Source organism: Paenibacillus graminis (genome assembly GCF_000758705.1).
Classification (GTDB): Bacteria; Bacillota; Bacilli; order Paenibacillales; family Paenibacillaceae; genus Paenibacillus_AQ; species Paenibacillus_AQ graminis.
Genome location: NZ_CP009287.1, coordinates 2488925 through 2506801, shown reverse-complemented (window position 1 = coordinate 2506801; position 17877 = coordinate 2488925). Strand labels below are relative to the sequence as shown.

Here is a 17877-nt window from a genome sequence, read left to right as displayed (position 1 = left end):
GTCTTTGTGCTTCTAAATGGCATTAAAAAAAGTATGGTCCGATTTGACCATACTTCTAGTGTGCTTGGCGGCGTCCTACTCTCCCAGGACCCTTCGGTCCAAGTACCATCGGCGCTGGAGGGCTTAACGGTCGTGTTCGGGATGGGTACGCGTGGAACCCCTCCGCTATCGCCACCAAACATGATTTTTGCGCTGATTTCACTTCCGCGTATTCGCTTCCGCAAAATATCCGTCCTTATAAAGGACATGCAGCTTAAAATCGTTCAGGTCTTGATCGCCTGAAAACTGAATCCGAAACGAATCTGCGTTTTACTTTTTGGATAAGCCCTCGACCGATTAGTATTGGTCAGCTCCATGCATTGCTGCACTTCCACCTCCAACCTATCTACCTCGTCGTCTTCAAGGGGTCTTACTAATTGGGAAATCTCATCTTGAGGGGGGCTTCACGCTTAGATGCTTTCAGCGCTTATCCCGTCCGTACGTAGCTACCCAGCCATGCTCCTGGCGGAACAACTGGTGCACCAGCGGTACGTCCATCCCGGTCCTCTCGTACTAAGGACAGCTCCTCTCAAATTTCCTGCGCCCACGACAGATAGGGACCGAACTGTCTCACGACGTTCTGAACCCAGCTCGCGTACCGCTTTAATGGGCGAACAGCCCAACCCTTGGGACCTACTTCAGCCCCAGGATGCGATGAGCCGACATCGAGGTGCCAAACCTCCCCGTCGATGTGGACTCTTGGGGGAGATAAGCCTGTTATCCCCAGGGTAGCTTTTATCCGTTGAGCGATGGCCCTTCCATGCGGTACCACCGGATCACTAAGTCCGACTTTCGTCCCTGCTCGACTTGTAGGTCTCGCAGTCAAGCTCCCTTCTGCCTTTGCACTCTTCGAATGATTTCCAACCATTCTGAGGGAACCTTTGAACGCCTCCGTTACTCTTTAGGAGGCGACCGCCCCAGTCAAACTGCCCGCCTGACACGGTCCCCGTACCCGCTTAGGGTACCAGGTTAGAACCTAGATACGATCAGGGTGGTATCCCAACGGCGCCTCCACCGAAGCTTGCGCTCCGGCTTCTACGGCTCCCACCTATCCTGTACAGATCGTACCCAAATTCAATATCAAGCTGCAGTAAAGCTCCATGGGGTCTTTCCGTCTTGTCGCGGGTAACCTGCATCTTCACAGGTATTAAAATTTCACCGGATCTCTCGTTGAGACAGCGCCCAAGTCGTTACGCCATTCGTGCGGGTCAGAATTTACCTGACAAGGAATTTCGCTACCTTAGGACCGTTATAGTTACGGCCGCCGTTTACTGGGGCTTCGGTTCACAGCTTCGGGTTGCCCCTAACCGCTCCCCTTAACCTTCCAGCACCGGGCAGGCGTCAGCCCGTATACTTCGCCTTGCGGCTTCGCACAGACCTGTGTTTTTGCTAAACAGTCGCTTGGGCCTTTTCACTGCGGCCCCCTCGGGCTATTCACCCTACCGAGGCACCCCTTCTCCCGAAGTTACGGGGTCATTTTGCCGAGTTCCTTAACGAGAGTTCTTCCGCGCGCCTTAGAATTCTCTTCTCGCCTACCTGTGTCGGTTTGCGGTACGGGCACCTTCTCCTGGCTAGAGGCTTTTCTTGGCAGTGTGAGATCATGACCTTCGCTACTGTAATTTTCGCTCCCCATCACAGCCCAGCCTTACGGTGTGCGGATTTGCCTGCACACCAGCCTCACTGCTTAGACGGACATCCATCAGTCCGCGTCACTACCCTCCTGCGTCACCCCATCGCTCATAGCGGATTACGGTGGTACAGTAATTTCAAACTGTTGTCCTTCGACTACGCCTGTCGGCCTCGCCTTAGGTCCCGACTTACCCTGAGCGGACGAGCCTTCCTCAGGAAACCTTGGGCTTTCGGCGGATCAGATTCTCACTGATCTTTTCGTTACTCATACCGGCATTCTCACTTGTATGCGGTCCAGCGCTCCTTACGGTACACCTTCAATCTACATACAACGCTCCCCTACCCCAGATACATACGTATCTAGCCATAGCTTCGGTGGTGTGTTTAGCCCCGTTACATTTTCGGCGCAGAGTCACTCGACCAGTGAGCTATTACGCACTCTTTCAATGGTGGCTGCTTCTAAGCCAACATCCTGGTTGTCTGTGCAACTCCACATCCTTTCCCACTTAACACACACTTGGGGACCTTAGCTGATGGTCTGGGCTGTTTCCCTTTTGACAATGGATCTTAGCACTCACTGTCTGACTCCCGGCAAGAAGTCCATGGCATTCGGAGTTTGACTGAGCTTGGTAACCCTTGCGGGCCCCGCACCCAATCAGTGCTCTACCTCCACGACTCCATTCACCGAGGCTAGCCCTAAAGCTATTTCGGGGAGAACCAGCTATCTCCGAGTTCGATTGGAATTTCTCCGCTACCCCCACCTCATCCCCGCATTTTTCAACATACGTGGGTTCGGGCCTCCAGTGCGTGTTACCGCACCTTCACCCTGGACAGGGGTAGATCACACGGTTTCGGGTCTACGTCCACATACTCAGTCGCCCTATTCAGACTCGCTTTCGCTGCGGCTCCGGCTTCTCACCTTAACCTTGCATGTTAAACGTAACTCGCCGGTTCATTCTACAAAAGGCACGCCATCACCCATAGATCGGGCTCTGACTTTTTGTAAGCACACGGTTTCAGGTTCTATTTCACTCCCCTTCCGGGGTGCTTTTCACCTTTCCCTCACGGTACTGTTTCACTATCGGTCGCCAGGTAGTATTTAGCCTTAGCAGATGGTCCTGCCGGATTCATACGGGGTTTCACGTGCCCCGCACTACTCGGGATCCGTCTCGGAGGGAACAGGGTTTAGGTTACAGGGCTTTTACCTCTATCGCGGGCCTTTCCAGACCTCTTCACCTACCCTATTCCTTTGTAACTCCATGTGAGACGTCCCACAACCCCAGGAGGCAAGCCTCCTGGTTTAGGCTGTTCCGCGTTCGCTCGCCGCTACTGACGGAATCACTATTGTTTTCTCTTCCTCAGGGTACTTAGATGTTTCAGTTCCCCTGGTCTGCCTCTGCATACCCTATGTATTCAGGTATGAGTAACTGCGAATTACCACAGCTGGGTTTCCCCATTCGGACACCCCCGGATCAAAGCTTGCTTACAGCTCCCCGAGGCAGTTTCGTTGTTCGCCACGTCCTTCGTCGGCTCCTGGCGCCTAGGCATCCTCCGTGTGCTCTTATTAGCTTAACCATGCGTTTTCCCGTAGGGGAAACCGCTGTATCAACTAATAACTATTTCAACTTGCTTCCACAAGTTTCAGCTAAAAGATGTTCTAAAACGCATTTTCGTTTCGGTATCCAGTTTTCAAGGATCAAGGGACTTGCTTGAGAGTTTGGACTCTCAAAACTGAGCAACGAGTGAGTGTTCGAACCCAAGGGTTCTAATGGAAGTCAAGCTTCCGATTTGAATGTTTCCATTGCAGGAAACGATTCTCCATAGAAAGGAGGTGATCCAGCCGCACCTTCCGATACGGCTACCTTGTTACGACTTCACCCCAATCATCTACCCCACCTTCGGCGGCTGGCCCCCTTGCGGGTTACCCCACCGACTTCGGGTGTTGTAAACTCTCGTGGTGTGACGGGCGGTGTGTACAAGACCCGGGAACGTATTCACCGCGGCATGCTGATCCGCGATTACTAGCAATTCCGACTTCATGCAGGCGAGTTGCAGCCTGCAATCCGAACTGAGACCGGCTTTGCTGGGATTGGCTCCACCTCGCGGCTTCGCTTCCCGTTGTACCGGCCATTGTAGTACGTGTGTAGCCCAGGTCATAAGGGGCATGATGATTTGACGTCATCCCCACCTTCCTCCGGTTTGTCACCGGCAGTCACTCTAGAGTGCCCAGCCTTACCTGCTGGCAACTAAAGTCAAGGGTTGCGCTCGTTGCGGGACTTAACCCAACATCTCACGACACGAGCTGACGACAACCATGCACCACCTGTCTCAACTTTCCCCGAAGGGCACCTAATGCATCTCTGCTTCGTTAGTTGGATGTCAAGACCTGGTAAGGTTCTTCGCGTTGCTTCGAATTAAACCACATACTCCACTGCTTGTGCGGGTCCCCGTCAATTCCTTTGAGTTTCAGTCTTGCGACCGTACTCCCCAGGCGGAGTGCTTACTGTGTTAACTTCGGCACCAAGGGTATCGAAACCCCTAACACCTAGCACTCATCGTTTACGGCGTGGACTACCAGGGTATCTAATCCTGTTTGCTCCCCACGCTTTCGCGCCTCAGCGTCAGTTACAGCCCAGAAAGTCGCCTTCGCCACTGGTGTTCCTCCACATCTCTACGCATTTCACCGCTACACGTGGAATTCCACTTTCCTCTTCTGTACTCAAGCCACCCAGTTTCCAGTGCGACCCCAGGTTGAGCCCAAGGTTTAAACACCAGACTTAAATAGCCGCCTGCGCGCGCTTTACGCCCAATAATTCCGGACAACGCTTGCCCCCTACGTATTACCGCGGCTGCTGGCACGTAGTTAGCCGGGGCTTTCTTCTCAGGTACCGTCACTCCGGCAGCAGTTACTCTACCGGACGTTCTTCCCTGGCAACAGAGCTTTACGATCCGAAAACCTTCATCACTCACGCGGCGTTGCTCCGTCAGGCTTTCGCCCATTGCGGAAGATTCCCTACTGCTGCCTCCCGTAGGAGTCTGGGCCGTGTCTCAGTCCCAGTGTGGCCGTTCACCCTCTCAGGTCGGCTACGCATCGTCGCCTTGGTAGGCCGTTACCCCACCAACTAGCTAATGCGCCGCAGGCCCATCCTCTAGCAGCAGATTGCTCCGCCTTTCATCCCTAGCCCAGGGGGGTCAGGGAATTATCCGGTATTAGCTACCGTTTCCGGTAGTTATCCCAGTCTAGAGGGTAGGTTGCCTACGTGTTACTCACCCGTCCGCCGCTAACCTACTGGAGTGCAAGCACTCCAGTAAATCCGCTCGACTTGCATGTATTAGGCACGCCGCCAGCGTTCGTCCTGAGCCAGGATCAAACTCTCCAAATAGGTTTTTTCGAGCGGTTGCTTCACCCGAATTACTCCGAGAAAATAACCATCCGAAAAAGATATTGAAAAGAGCGATTGCTCATTTTGAAACATCTGACGAGAATAAAATATTCTCTATTTTTGGATCTCACTTGCGTGAAATCCCACTCACTCGTTGTTCAGTTTTCAAAGATCAAGCTTACCAGCCATTCAACTTGGCCGGAATAATAATATATCATGTTTGACTCTATCAAACAAGTCATAATATTTTCCAGCTAGCTTTGAACTCATTTGAACTCTTAAGTTCTGCTTGCTAGATTTATTACTTTACACTGTAACCACAGGAGCAGCAAGTATTAAAATATTCCATTTTTATAATAAATGCTTCAGATCCTGTAACGGCTCGGGTTAACTCAATGCGTTATTCAAATCTTGAATCAGCAACTCGGCAGGCTCATGGCCTACAGCCAAACGGATCAGTGACTCAGGCATGTGCTGCTTTTTCAGATCCTGCTGATTATAGCCATAGTTTGGAGAGATAATTTGACTTTCTGCGCTTCCCCAGGATACGCCGATCCGGATCAATTGCAATTTGTTGACCATTTGACGGATTTCCTCGTACCCCGAATCCTTCAGTTCGAAGCTGAACAGGCCGGAATAGCCTTTGAACTGTGTGCTTGCCAATTCATGTTGTGGATGCGAAGGAAGTCCGGGATGATTGACTTTGGCAACCGCCGGATGCTCGGATAGAAACCGGGCTGCTGCCAGACCGTTTTTTTGGTGGGCGTCCATGCGGAGAGGGAGTGTCCGAAGACCCCTTATCAGGAGCCAGGCTTCGAAGGGCCCCAACGACCCGCCAATTAATTCATATTCTTCTTCATATATACGATCCATAATGTGTTGGGAAGAAATCACTGCCCCGGCAACCAAATCATTATGTCCACCCAAGTACTTGGAGGCAGAATGAACAACGATATCGACCCCATATTCCAAAGGCTTTAGGAAAAGCGGAGTGGCCCATGAATTATCTATTATGGTACGAATCCCTTTGGACTTTGCAAGCTCTGCTACTTCCGGAATATTCACAATGTCGAATGTAAATGAGGTAGGGGATTCCATAAGGATAACCCGTGTCTGAGGTTTCAAAGCACCGGCAACTGATGATATGGACGTGGAATGCACGATGGTGTAACTTATATTGAACTTAGTCAAGTATTTGATCAGACTTACGGTGGTTTCATAAATATGCCCGACCAGAATAACATGGTCCCCTGCAGCCAAGCTGCACATTAAAGCGGCACTGACAGCGGCCATTCCAGAGGCAAAACATTTACAGGCTTCCCCCCCTTCCAGTCCGGCGAGCATTTCTTCTACGATCTGAACGGTGGGATTTTTCCCCCGCGAATAGACATAATGGGTCTTTTCATCATTGGCTGCCTCGGAATAATGATCGTAACTATTGAAGAAGAAAGGCGCAGTTTCATAGATGGGAGGAGCAGCAGCGCTCACAATATATCCTGATTCTTCCTTCATTCGGAGACAGATATGCTGATCATTAGAGGAACTCAAGCTTGTCACCCCTTTTCCAGATAGTTAAATACCATAACCTCAGTTTTCACTATCCGCTCCTGAATTATCCCTGGCTCTATACCCAGACGCCAACACGGGTGCCCTTAACGCCGGATTATGCGGCGGTAGTGGCACCCGTGTGGACTTGCTTTTGAATATATGGACAATTCAACCTGGACTAGAGCCTAGCAGGAATTACGGAGAGCGTTTCGATTGCTGTACGCTCTTACACCGTGCTGTTGTCGTAGAGCCCAATGAGCTCATCAAAAGCGGAAATGATGACATCCGACCCTTTCAGCTCATCCTGGCGTCCAAAGCCTGCATAGGCACAGCCGATTACCGTCTGCCCGTTGCCTTTGCCGGCCTCCACATCGGACGAACGGTCACCGACCATCCAAGCCTCCTTGATGCCGTGCTCATCCAGCAGGATGCGCAGCAGTTCGGTTTTGGTGGCAGTGCCCTGCCCGCCTGCGCTGTACAGGCCAGCGAACAGCTCTTTCAGCTCATGCACCACTACAATGCTGTGAATGTAGTCTTCCAGCCCGTTGCTTGCTACGAACAGCTTGACTCCACGCTCATGAAGCGCAGCAAGTGTCTCGGTCACCTTAGGGTACAGCAGTGTGCCGCCTGCCTCCAATCCCTCGACTTCCAGCTGCAGCAGCAGCTCATCAGCGCGGCGGTGGACAGCCTCATCGGCATCCGGCATTACATTCTTCCAGATTTGAGACAGCAGCATACCCAGACTGCTTAGAATCCGCTCCTCTGGCGGAGTTGGTCCCGTGTACAGGCCCTCCGCCCGCAAAATGTCAAACATTTTATGATAAGCGGGCAACAGCAGACTTTCTGTCTGAAACAACGTTCCGTCCATATCAAATATAATCGCTTCCGGCTTCTTCAATTTCATGCTCATGGAATGACCCAGCCCTTCTGTAGTGTTCTGTATGTCTGCCTTGCCGGCAGCATGCGTTGATCATAAGCCCTATGATATAGGATTTTGGCAGGTATTGTCTATGTACCGTCTTTTACGGCAAAACATAAAAGGGACCAGAGAGCAGCACCGTTAAGGTGTCCGTCCTCGGGTCCCCGCTGTCAGAAAACGCTGGATGCCGGTGAGATTATACGTGATCGAAGCTGGCAATCAATTCGTCCAGCACGTCTTTGCTGACCATTTTGCCTTTGAAGTTAATGAGATTTTCTGCACTGCCGGAGAAGATGCAGGTAGGCTCATATTTTCTGAGAATAATTTTTTCACCGTCGACAAAAATTTCGAGAGGGTCTTTTATGTCAATTCCCATCGTTCTGCGCAGTTCAATCGGAATCACGATACGTCCCAGTTCATCCACTTTTCTTACTATTCCTGTTGCTTTCATCACTATGCATCCTCCCTTGAAATAACCCTTAAATAATCTTTGGTGTTAAAAGCTATCAATGCTTCTAATTAGTAGAAATGATTAACCTATATCTGCATTGTAAAGTGCTAGTTCTTTCCTGTCAATTTTATTTCTACATCTTTTGATATTTATCGACAAAATATTCGACGATGATTAGAGCAAATTCGACAAATTATTAAATTCAACCATTATTTTATCCAAAATCCGCTTCAATTAACAGTTTTTATTTTTATAAAATTAATATTGAGGTTACAAAGCTAAATAGACATATTTACAGAATAAGAAACCCCTCCATCAGCAAAGACTATCTCTCTGCTGATGGAGGGGGGATTCGGCAATTCAATATTTGGTTTGGCCCTGCCAGCAGCATGTTAAGCGTGAAGCTCAAACAGCCGGGCCGTCTTGCCCTGCGGGATCGAGACGGTCAGCACACCCTCGGACGGGCTCCAGCTCCATTCCGAATGATGCTGCTGTGGATATGCGCAGCTCACTTCTGCTCCCTGGCCTTGCAGCTCAGGAATCGGCAGCTTGACTGCTGCTGCTTCTCCGGAAATCCGCCAGACCGCCAGGTAGCGGGTATTGCCATGGCGTAGGCCAAAGCTCACCCACTCGCCTTCACTGTCCGGCAGGCCCAAGGGCCAGAAGGCGGTTGCCTGCGGGATATGTGCACGAATAGATTTGTAATAATCCAGCGCTTCCTTCACCAGTTCCCTGCGCCGGGGCTCAAGCTCGGCGAGATGGCCGCTCTGGTGCACACGGAGCAGCAGCGCATTGACCATGTTGAAGATAACCTCTTCATCATCACCCTCGCGCAGCGGGTAGGACCACACCGCCGATTGCTCCGGCGTCAGAGCCGCCGGAGAAGCTGCGGCAATCGCCGCATACTGCACGTAATCCTCCTGGTCGCTGGTGGACTGGATGCTGTGCCGGCTGAGCATGGCATAGTCCATGCGCATGCCGCCGCTGGAGCAGTTCTCGATTACGAGATTCGGGTAACGGGCAAAAATACTGTCCAGCCAGGCCAGATATGCCCGGTTATGCTGCAGCAGCCCGTCTCCGAAACTATCTGCATCCGTTTCCGTCCCGATGCCCGCGTTGATGTTGTAGTCCATTTTAATATAGCCCACACCATACTGCTCCACCAATCTTGAAATCACTCCGTCCGCATGGGCGATCACCCGGGGATTGCGGTAATCCAGCTGATAGCGGCTGCGGTCCTTGACCCGCTTGCCGTGGCGCATGAAGAACCAGCTGTCATCGGTCTCGGCCAGCTTCGGACTGTTGATCCCCATGACCTCCAGCTCCAGCCAGAGCCCGGGAATCATCCCTTTGCTGCGGATATAATCCAGCACATATTTAATTCCCTCGGGGAAACGCTCGGCAGATGGCTCCCACTGCCCTACGCCGTCCCACCACTCTCCAGGCGCATACCAGCCGGCGTCGATGCAGAAATATTCGCAGCCCACATCGGCGGCGGCATCAATCAGGGGCAGCAGCTTCCCGGTCGTGGGACTGCCCCACAGACAGTTCATATAGTCGTTGAAAATAATCCGCAGCAGCTCATTATCCTCATTAGGACGGCGGATCAGCCGCCGGTAGGCCGTAAGCTGCTCAGCCGCGCCCTGGAAGCCGCCCTGCACGGCGCCGACAGCCACCGGAACCGTGGTGAACTCCTCTCCAGGCGCCAGCTTCAGCCACCAGTGGTTGTCATGCTCTGTCGGCCCGCTAACCAACAGGGTAAGCTGGTCATACTGATCCGTCAGCTCCCAGTGCCAGGAGCCGTTGTGCTCAATCTGCCAGAATAAGCTTGTCCCGCTCTCCTTGTTGTGCAGCACCGCCATCGGCAGCAGCTCTGCCGCCGACCAGGAGCCGGTGTTGCTGGCGGCGATACGCTTGGAGCCGCGGTCTGCCAGATGAGACATGCCCAGCTCCGGCAGTCGGTAGGTCCGCCATTGCAGCTCGCTTTGCCAGCCGCTGTGGGCGATGGTGACCTCGATTTTGTCGTTGCGGCCGCCGCTGCCCTCTTTGTCTACTCCGGTAAGCGCAAAGGTCGATACATATTCCACGGCAGCTTCGTCAGTGCCTGTATTCTTCAGCACCGTCCAGCAGCGGACCGTCTGCACACCCGTATAGAACTGCAGATGCTGCTCTGCTCTTATTCCGGTGACCGGATCAACCAGACAGATCTCCAGCTTGCGGCCAAGGGCATTTCTGCTGTCCTTATGGCCTGCATATTCCATCCGCAGCCCCGGATAGGAGGCCCGGTGCGTACGCCCGTGATATTCATCCCGGTCCTCTCCCGAGAGCTGCAGCTCCAGCAGCCGGAATCCCGGTTTATTCTTCTCCGCGATCACCCCGTCCTGCAAAGGCGCTGCTCCAAAATGCAGCAGCCGGACGTCGTGCTCCCCTGTAATTTCAATTGTAAGATAAAGTCCATTTTCGGCAATTTCAATGAGCTTGCTGTCCATCATTTTATGGCCTCCTGACAAATGTTGGTGTCTCTCCTGATTATAAGGCGTCTTTTGTATTCGTAATTGAACATTTTAAAGCTTTTGCGTAATGGAAGAAGTAATGGAGGGGAAGTTTGGAATTGGAGGAGCGAACACGTCCGCCGGAAAGCTTTCCGCAGGAAAGCTCGCATCGAAAGCATAAGCTGTCTGCGGATTTCAACCGCGGACGGCGGTATAATCAGTAAATCTGCAGAAACAGCGGCCGGAAATCCAAACATTCCACGCAGTTACGACCATTCACGAGCCAACGGCCATTAAAACCATAGTTACATACAAAGGACGGCCCCTCCGGTAAAAGAATCTTACCCTCGAGACCGTCCCGGATGGAAACTATTCAGGTTTATTGTTCAGCGGAACCGAATTGAATCCAGGCTTTTTGGATTTCGTCGATGGCCTGATCCTTGGTTTTGCTGCCGCCGATGTATGCCTGCATCAGCTCGCCGAATTTCTGGTGGAAGGTATCCAGAGAATAGTTGACCGACAGGTCGCCGGATTTCTCGGTTTTGAGGATTTCTTCCATTTCCTTAGGCATTTGCAGGTCAGGCATTGGAGCATCCTTGATTGGCGGAATGACTTTGGCCACCGTGGAGAACCAGTTTTTTCCGTATTCGGAAGTATACAGCCAGTTGAAGAATTCAATGGTCTGTGCGGCTACAGCGGAATCCTTGTTAATGCGCAGCGCCTGATCGGCACCGGTAATAATCTGCGATTGCTCCGGCTTGTCGCTGACCGGATATCCGGCGATGCCGAGATCGAAGTCAGGGGTGATTTTTTTGATGGCTTCTTCATCCCATGCGCCTTTACCGGTCATAAATGCCGCTTTGCCCAGGGCAAAGTCGCTGACTTCAGCATTGCTGTCACGTTCCAGCGGCTTGTCTGTTCCGTGTTTTACTGTAGTGTCAATGAAGTTGAAGAAATTGTTGTACAGCACCGGATGATCCTTGAAGGTAGTATCTCCGGCGATAAATTTGCCTACAAGTGTCTTGGCGTCAATTCCGGCGTCCGTAGCGGCTGCATCCACGAAGTGCTGGAAGATGTGCTTCCAGACCCACCACTCTTTATAGGCATTGGCGAACGGTGTAATTCCCTTGGCTTCCAGCTTGGTAATGGCATCGTCCATTTCGGCTGTGGTTTTTGGAATGCTGGTAATGCCCGCATCGGCAAGCAGCTTCTTGTTGTACATCAATACGAACAGGTTGCCTTTGACCGGAAGTCCAAGCACCTTGCCGTCGGAGGAGCTCATATTGGAACGGACCGCATCCGTCATCGCTGCTGCCAGCGGCTCATTGGTCAGGTCGGCACTGTATTCGGCAAAGGTGTCAATATCTCCGCCGGCCGTAGTCTGAAAAACATCAGGGGTGCTGCCGGCCGCAATTTTGGATTTCAGCACTGTATTGTAGTCGGCCTGCATAATTTCCAGGTTGATGGTCACATTCGGCTTAACCTTTTTGTATTCGGCAATATATGCGTTAAAAGCATCGGTGTACTCGGGAGACGCCGTGAACATATTAATCGTAACAGGTTTGGTTGAATCAGTAGCCGGAGCAGCTGTATTGGTCCCTCCATTTGTTCCGCCTGCGTTGTTAGCGGCATTATTGCTGTTATTCCCGCCACATCCTGCCAGCAGCCCTCCTGCGAGCAGCAGGCTCGCGGATAGAGCCATAATTCTTTTTCCCTTCATGATGTTGCCCCCTTTTCCTTATGTTTCTTGTGGTCTTGGTGTTATTTTAAATAAAAAGAAAAAGGATAAGAATGTACATAAGTGATCTTCTGAGGGTAAAAAAGTGGGCTGATGTAACCGTTTCACTTTCCTCCCTCTGTCAGCAGCAGCCGAAATTCAGAAGGCGAACAGTCATAGTAGTTGCGGAACGCCTTGCTGAAATAGTTCTTGTCCTTATATCCCAGCCTCTCGGAAATATCCTGGATTTTGAGGGCCGGGTCCGACAGCAGCTCCTTGGCCTTGTCCATTCTAACCTTTTGCACATACTCATGAATGCCATACCCGTACTGGCCCTTGAACAGCTTCATCAAGTATTCTCTGCTCAGGAAATATTTATCCGTGAACATCGATATTTTAATATTCTCGAAATAATGGTTATCAATGTATGCTTTAATATTTTCCAGCACACTGCTCCGGTCACCGGCAAGCGATCTGCTGATTTCTCCCGCATAGACATCCAGAATGCTGCTGAGCACCGCCTCAAACTCACCAAAGGAGGCAAAATCACTGCTGATGCCCAGCCCCCGCAGCCCTTTGCTTTTTCCGCGGCGCAGCCGTTCCGGGACCGCATCCAGCTCTAAAGCGATGTCTCCCAGCAAAATAATAAACTCCTGAATCGTACGGTCTGCTTCACCCAGGCTAAAATGCTCCGAGGATTTCCATTTGCGGGTAAAATCACTGAGAATGCTCTTGGCATGGCCTGCGTTGCCGCTCTCCAGGCTGCTGCGGATCAGCGGCATCCGCCCTGTCAGGGTAGGGCTGTCCTTGGCTGCGGATTTCGTATATCCGCTGTTCGAAACCGTGCTGCCCTTCAGGCTCAGCAGATCAATCCCGTCCAATGTGGCTGTAGCCAGCTCGTAGGACTGCGCAATCTCCGTAACATCGCTGTACGGTTGTCCAAGACCGCCCGCGCAAAGAATGCCGAACAGCTCCTTCAGGGTTGAGGCCGTCTTCTTCATATGATGAAGCGAGAGAAACGCCGCATCTTCCCCGTAGCTGCCCTTCAAGGTAAAAATAGCGATAAATTCCCGCTCGCTTCTCGGACTGGCAAAGCTGAACGACTCAAAATGGCCGTCGCTGTTCTCGTTGATCACATTGGTGACGGCAAAATGCAGCAAGTCCCGGTCCTCATGAAACCGGTCCCGGCGAACCTGCTCCAAATTAAGCATCCGCAGAACGCCTACCGCGAAATGGTTCCCCGGCTTGTCCGCACCAATCAGCGGAAGGAATGCTTCATTGGACTGATTCTTGAAGCTGCGTTCAATAATCGACAGGTACATCTTCTCCTTCAGCTTCGGAAGGGACATGTTCAGGGTGATGTTCCGGTTGATGAACTCGCTTTCCCGCTTGCGTTTGGCCTCCAGCACATCGACTGCTTTGCGCAGCGCACTGTTAAGATCACTCCGGTTCACCGGCTTCAGCAAATAATCCACCACCTTGGAGCGGATGGCCTGCCGGGTATATTCAAAATCATTGTAGCCGCTGATCACAATCAGCAGCAGATCGGGAAATTCACGTTCCGCAATCTGCAGCAGCTGGCTTCCGTTCAGCTCGGGCATCTTCATATCTACCAGCGCCAGATCAATCTTATGCTTCCGGAGCATCTCCAGCCCCATCTTGCCGTCTGTCGCCTCCAGCACCTGGTCAACGCCCAGGCCCTCCCAATCGCCTAAGATATTAATGGCCTCGCGCAGCGGCTCTTCATCGTCAATGATCAGTACTTTATACATGTTGTCCCAGCCCTCCCCGCGGTAACCGCATATCCATTTGTGTTCCATGCTCATTGCTGGTTATCATAAGCCCCGCTTCTTCTCCGTATAAAAGCTTCAGGCGTGTATTCAGATTCTTCAGTCCAATGCTCTCGCTGTCCCCTTCTTCCGCCTCCCCTCCGCCGCGGTCCTCCCACTGGATCTCAAGTGAACTGAGCACCTGCTGAAGCCGTTCCTCCGTAATCCCCGGCCCGTCATCCAGCACGGAAATGACGCTGTGTGCAGGCGTAATATGAGCTTCAATCCGGATGGTAACCGTACTGGACACCTTCTCCAGCGCGTGCTTGATGCAGTTTTCCACCAGGGTCTGAATCGACAGCTTGGGAATCCTCAGCTCCAGCAGACTGTCATTCCAGTTGTATTCCACTTGCATACGGCTGCCGAAGCGGGCTTTTTGCAGCGCCAGATAACGTTCGATATGCTTCAGCTCCTCCCGGGCCTGCACCACATCCCTCCCGCTGATGCAGTACCTCAGGGTGAGTGCCAGATTGTCCACCATCTCAACAATATCATCATTGTTGTTTTTGAGTGCTTTGGTGGAAATCGCCTGCAGCGCATTATAGAGAAAATGCGGATTGATCTCCGCCTCCAGCGCTTTTAGTACAGCGTTTTTCTCGACAATCTTCATTTTGTACCGTTCATTAATCAGTTCGTTCGTCTTCTCTACCATCTTGTTGAAGTGCCTGGACAGGTAGGCGATCTCGTCATTGCCCTCTACGGCGGCTTCGGCATCGAAGCTGCCGGTACTGAAGCGCTTCATCTGCAGCGACAGATTCTTCAGGGGACTGGTAATTCGGTTAGAGGTGAAGCTGACGAGAATCACGGACACTATCAGGAACAGCAGGCCGACCGAATAGCTCCATTTGCGCGTTGTCGTCGCCGCTTCATAAATCTGCTTGTAGGGAATTGGCTTGACAAGTTTCCAGCCCTCTTTTTGGCTGATGTCATACATCACCAGATACTTCTGCTCACTGTCCGACCAGGTCAGGCGGCCGCCTTGGGCCGGGGTCAGCTGCTCCAGCAGCCCCGCTTCTTCACTCTTCCGGTAAAATTCGCGGTCATCGACCGCAAACGGCTCATTGTCCGGACTGATATACATTAGATGCTCCCCGTCACTAAAGGGAATATCCTTCATAATCTCATCGGTCACACTGGAATTAAAGTATAGGGACAGTACTGCCTGCGGCTCCCGGGTCACAATTGAACGCAGTAGCCGGTGATAGCCCATGAAGCTTTTGCCGGTATTGATAGGGTAATCGCCTTGGCGCTCCTCAGGAGTGCGCTCCTTCACAAAGGATTGATACGAGCGGCTGAAGGGACTGGCCAATGCCCGCTTATACCACGGTAAATTCTCAATCGGCGGATGCTCGGCCACCCGGACGGTAATATTATAGTTCTCCTTGGTGACAAAATAGTATTTGTGCTCCTTGATTACATACAGATAAACCGCTTCCAGATCCTTGCGGGAATAATAGAGATTCTTCAAATAATCCTCCACATACATCTTGGACGCATAGTCCCCGGATTCATGCAGGATCGCGTAATTGAACTCGTCATACGAGATTTGCGGCAGCGACAGCTGGGCGATCCCGTCCAGATAACTCTCCAGATTGCGGCCGACCAAAAGCAGGTTGCTGCGTGTGCTGGATATACTGCTGTTCACCGATTCCTTGCGCAGCATCCCGTAGGAAATGAACGTCAGTGAGGCAACGACCAGAATAATAATGATCGTGAACAATAGAATCAGCTTGTTCGCCAGACGGCGTGAAATCCGCTCCAGCAAAGGCTCAAACAGCTTGTACAGGGTTCTTTTGATGATGCCGGCCTCCTTATAGCAAAAAATTACACGTAAATGTTCAGTTCACCTTTTTACCCCTAACTGTACTCTTAAATCCATTTTTGAGTATAGGGGCCTGCTCTATAATACACAATATAGACTAACCGGAATGGTTATGTGTGGCAAGCCAGTACCAGATTCCACCCTATAAATCCAAAAGAGGTGCATCCATGTTAAAAACACTCGGCAGAAGATGGCGCGAGAAATTAGATTTCGGGCTGTTCACACTCCCCGTTCTAATCTGTATCGCTGTTGCGTTCTACATTCCTTTTGTCATGACCATCCGGTATTCCATGACCAAGTGGAACGGAATCTCCAAACATCCCAAATTCGTCGGCCTGGATAATTTCCAGCAGATCTTTACCGGAGACAGTAACTTTTCCAGCTCCGCATGGTTCACGATCAAATACGCGGTGCTCTACATTGTAATCGTCAACGTGCTGGCCATTCTGCTGGCCGTCCTGCTCGATATGAAGCTGAAGTCTACCTCCTGGCTGAGAGCGGCCTTCTTCATCCCTTACATTCTCAGCCTTGTGATTGTCGGCTTCATCTGGAAATTCATCTTCATGCAGGGCTTCAACTCTCTCGGGGAAAGCACAGGCTGGTCGTTCTTCGGACTAAGCTGGCTGGGAACGCCGGGGCTGGCATTCATCTCGATTCTGGGAGTTTCCATCTGGCAGTCAATCGGATTCTACCTGGTTATCTATATCGCGGGCCTGCAGTCTGTACCTGACGATCTTAAGGAAGCTGCCACGGTAGACGGTGCCGGAGCCATGAGAAGATTCTTCAGCATCACGCTGCCGCTGCTTGCACCATCCATTACGATCTCGGTCTTTATGGCACTGACCAACTCGATCAAGGTATTCGACGTGATTCTGTCGCTGACCGGCGGCGGTCCCGGAGGAACTACCTACAGTATCGCTTATGATATCTACCGGGATACCTTCCAGAATAATCTATACGGATACGGAACCGCGAAAGCGCTTATCCTGTTCGTGGCTGTGCTGGTCGTAACGATCATCCAGCTGACAGTCTTCAAACGAAGAGAGGTCGAGGCATAATGAAAACAAACAACAACAAAGCAGGCCGGATCATTCTCGAAGTGGTTCTGGTTATCCTCTCTCTTCTGTTTCTCTATCCGCTGTTCCTGACGATCATCAACTCGTTAAAAAGCTTCAGCGAGGTCATGACGGATGTCATCGCTCTGCCAAAACATCTGGCGCTCAGCAACTACTCGTATGTGTGGAAATTCATCAACTATCCGAGATTGTTCCTGAACAACTTCATCATTACCGGCCTTGGACTGCTGGGCATCGTGTTCATCTCGTCCATTGCCGCCTATAAGCTGGCTCGGACCAAATCCAGACTAAGCGGAATCATCTACTTCCTGTGCATTATGCCGATGCTGATTCCGTTCCAATCGATCATGCTGACCGTGCTGCAAACGGCCAAGAACTTGAACCTCTCCGAGAGCACCTGGGGACTGGGGCTGCTGTATTGGGGATTCGGCGCACCGCTGGCTGTGTTCATCTATCATGGATTTGTAAAAGGCATCCCGACAGAGATCGACGAGAGCGCCACAATCGACGGGGCTTCAAGCTTCCGGCTGTTCTTCAGTGTTATTTTCCCGCTGCTGAAATCGGTCACGACGACCATTGTCATCATCGACGTCATGTGGATCTGGAACGACTTCCTGCTCCCGCTCTTAATGGTCAACGGATCACCGGATACCAAAACGCTGACTTTGGCTGCCTATACTTTCGTCGGGCAATACACCTCCGACTGGCAGTATGCGATGACCGCAATGGTAATGGCCGTACTGCCTTCCATTATCGTGTTCATCTTCCTGCAGAAGTATATCGTCAAAGGCGTAGTGGCCGGAGCGGTGAAAGGCTGATCTAAGGTCTTATATTTCAGAAAAAAGCACGGCCGGAGCAGTTTTCTGCTTGGACCGTGCTTTTTGGGATTCGATAGGGCTACACTTCAGCCGCCAATCGTTCCTCAGCTTCATCCTTCAACTCCTCAGGCCGTTTTGCCGCGGTGATGCGGAC

General features: G+C 51.6%; 9 protein-coding genes and 3 rRNA genes. 2 read left to right on the top strand and 10 right to left on the bottom strand.

Features of this window, described 5'->3' with window-relative positions; all coding sequences use genetic code 11:
• Positions 1–62: 62 nt before the first annotated feature.
• The 10 genes from rrf to PGRAT_RS10025 all read right to left on the bottom strand — a co-directional run bounded on the left by rrf (position 63) and on the right by PGRAT_RS10025 (position 15772).
• A 5S ribosomal RNA gene (rrf, locus tag PGRAT_RS10070) occupies positions 63–179 on the bottom strand.
• Positions 180–316: 137 nt separating this feature from the next.
• Positions 317–3243, bottom strand: a 23S ribosomal RNA gene (locus PGRAT_RS10065).
• Between the two features lie 249 nt (positions 3244–3492).
• Positions 3493–5051: ribosomal RNA gene (locus PGRAT_RS10060) — 16S ribosomal RNA — on the bottom strand.
• The 16S, 23S and 5S rRNA genes sit together here, the layout of an rRNA operon.
• Before the next feature lie 387 nt (positions 5052–5438).
• Positions 5439–6608 (bottom strand): trans-sulfuration enzyme family protein, encoded by a 1170-nt coding sequence (locus PGRAT_RS10055; protein WP_244884060.1) that lies wholly within the window; start codon positions 6606–6608, stop codon positions 5439–5441.
• Between the two features lie 217 nt (positions 6609–6825).
• Positions 6826–7503: an HAD family hydrolase gene (locus PGRAT_RS10050; protein WP_025708534.1), complete on the bottom strand. Its 678-nt coding sequence runs from the start codon at positions 7501–7503 to the stop codon at positions 6826–6828.
• Between the two features lie 211 nt (positions 7504–7714).
• On the bottom strand, positions 7715–7972 hold the full coding sequence (locus PGRAT_RS10045) for an AbrB/MazE/SpoVT family DNA-binding domain-containing protein (RefSeq protein ID WP_025708535.1): 258 nt from the start codon (positions 7970–7972) through the stop codon (positions 7715–7717).
• Positions 7973–8361: 389 nt separating this feature from the next.
• Complete coding sequence (locus PGRAT_RS10040) at positions 8362–10458, bottom strand: glycoside hydrolase family 36 protein (RefSeq protein WP_042267976.1); 2097 nt, start codon at positions 10456–10458, stop codon at positions 8362–8364.
• Between the two features lie 382 nt (positions 10459–10840).
• Positions 10841–12181, bottom strand: coding sequence for an ABC transporter substrate-binding protein (locus tag PGRAT_RS10035; protein ID WP_025706409.1), 1341 nt, complete (start codon positions 12179–12181; stop codon positions 10841–10843).
• A 122-nt stretch (positions 12182–12303) separates the two neighbouring features.
• On the bottom strand, positions 12304–13950 hold the full coding sequence (locus tag PGRAT_RS10030; protein WP_025706410.1) for a response regulator transcription factor: 1647 nt from the start codon (positions 13948–13950) through the stop codon (positions 12304–12306).
• Positions 13943–15772 (bottom strand): cache domain-containing sensor histidine kinase, encoded by a 1830-nt coding sequence (locus tag PGRAT_RS10025; RefSeq protein WP_244884059.1) that lies wholly within the window; start codon positions 15770–15772, stop codon positions 13943–13945. The genes PGRAT_RS10030 and PGRAT_RS10025 overlap by 8 nt, the downstream gene beginning before the upstream one ends.
• A 224-nt stretch (positions 15773–15996) precedes the next feature.
• On the opposite strand from PGRAT_RS10025, the gene PGRAT_RS10020 reads away from it, so the two are divergent.
• Both PGRAT_RS10020 and PGRAT_RS10015 read left to right on the top strand, forming a co-directional pair.
• The gene (locus PGRAT_RS10020) at positions 15997–16887 is read left to right on the top strand and encodes a carbohydrate ABC transporter permease (protein ID WP_025704004.1); all 891 of its coding nucleotides are present in this window, start codon (positions 15997–15999) and stop codon (positions 16885–16887) included.
• Entirely contained in the window at positions 16887–17723 is an 837-nt protein-coding gene (locus PGRAT_RS10015) for a carbohydrate ABC transporter permease (RefSeq protein ID WP_025704005.1), read from the top strand. The genes PGRAT_RS10020 and PGRAT_RS10015 overlap by 1 nt, the downstream gene beginning before the upstream one ends.
• Positions 17724–17877 lie beyond the last annotated feature (154 nt).

Coding starts and splice junctions, on each gene's coding strand:
- PGRAT_RS10050 (WP_025708534.1), bottom strand. CDS start 7,503: ATGAAATTGAAGAAGCCGGAAGCGATTATATTTGATATGGACGGAACG.
- PGRAT_RS10040 (WP_042267976.1), bottom strand. CDS start 10,458: ATGGACAGCAAGCTCATTGAAATTGCCGAAAATGGACTTTATCTTACA.
- PGRAT_RS10035 (WP_025706409.1), bottom strand. CDS start 12,181: ATGAAGGGAAAAAGAATTATGGCTCTATCCGCGAGCCTGCTGCTCGCA.
- PGRAT_RS10030 (WP_025706410.1), bottom strand. CDS start 13,950: ATGTATAAAGTACTGATCATTGACGATGAAGAGCCGCTGCGCGAGGCC.
- PGRAT_RS10020 (WP_025704004.1), top strand. CDS start 15,997: ATGTTAAAAACACTCGGCAGAAGATGGCGCGAGAAATTAGATTTCGGG.
- PGRAT_RS10015 (WP_025704005.1), top strand. CDS start 16,887: ATGAAAACAAACAACAACAAAGCAGGCCGGATCATTCTCGAAGTGGTT.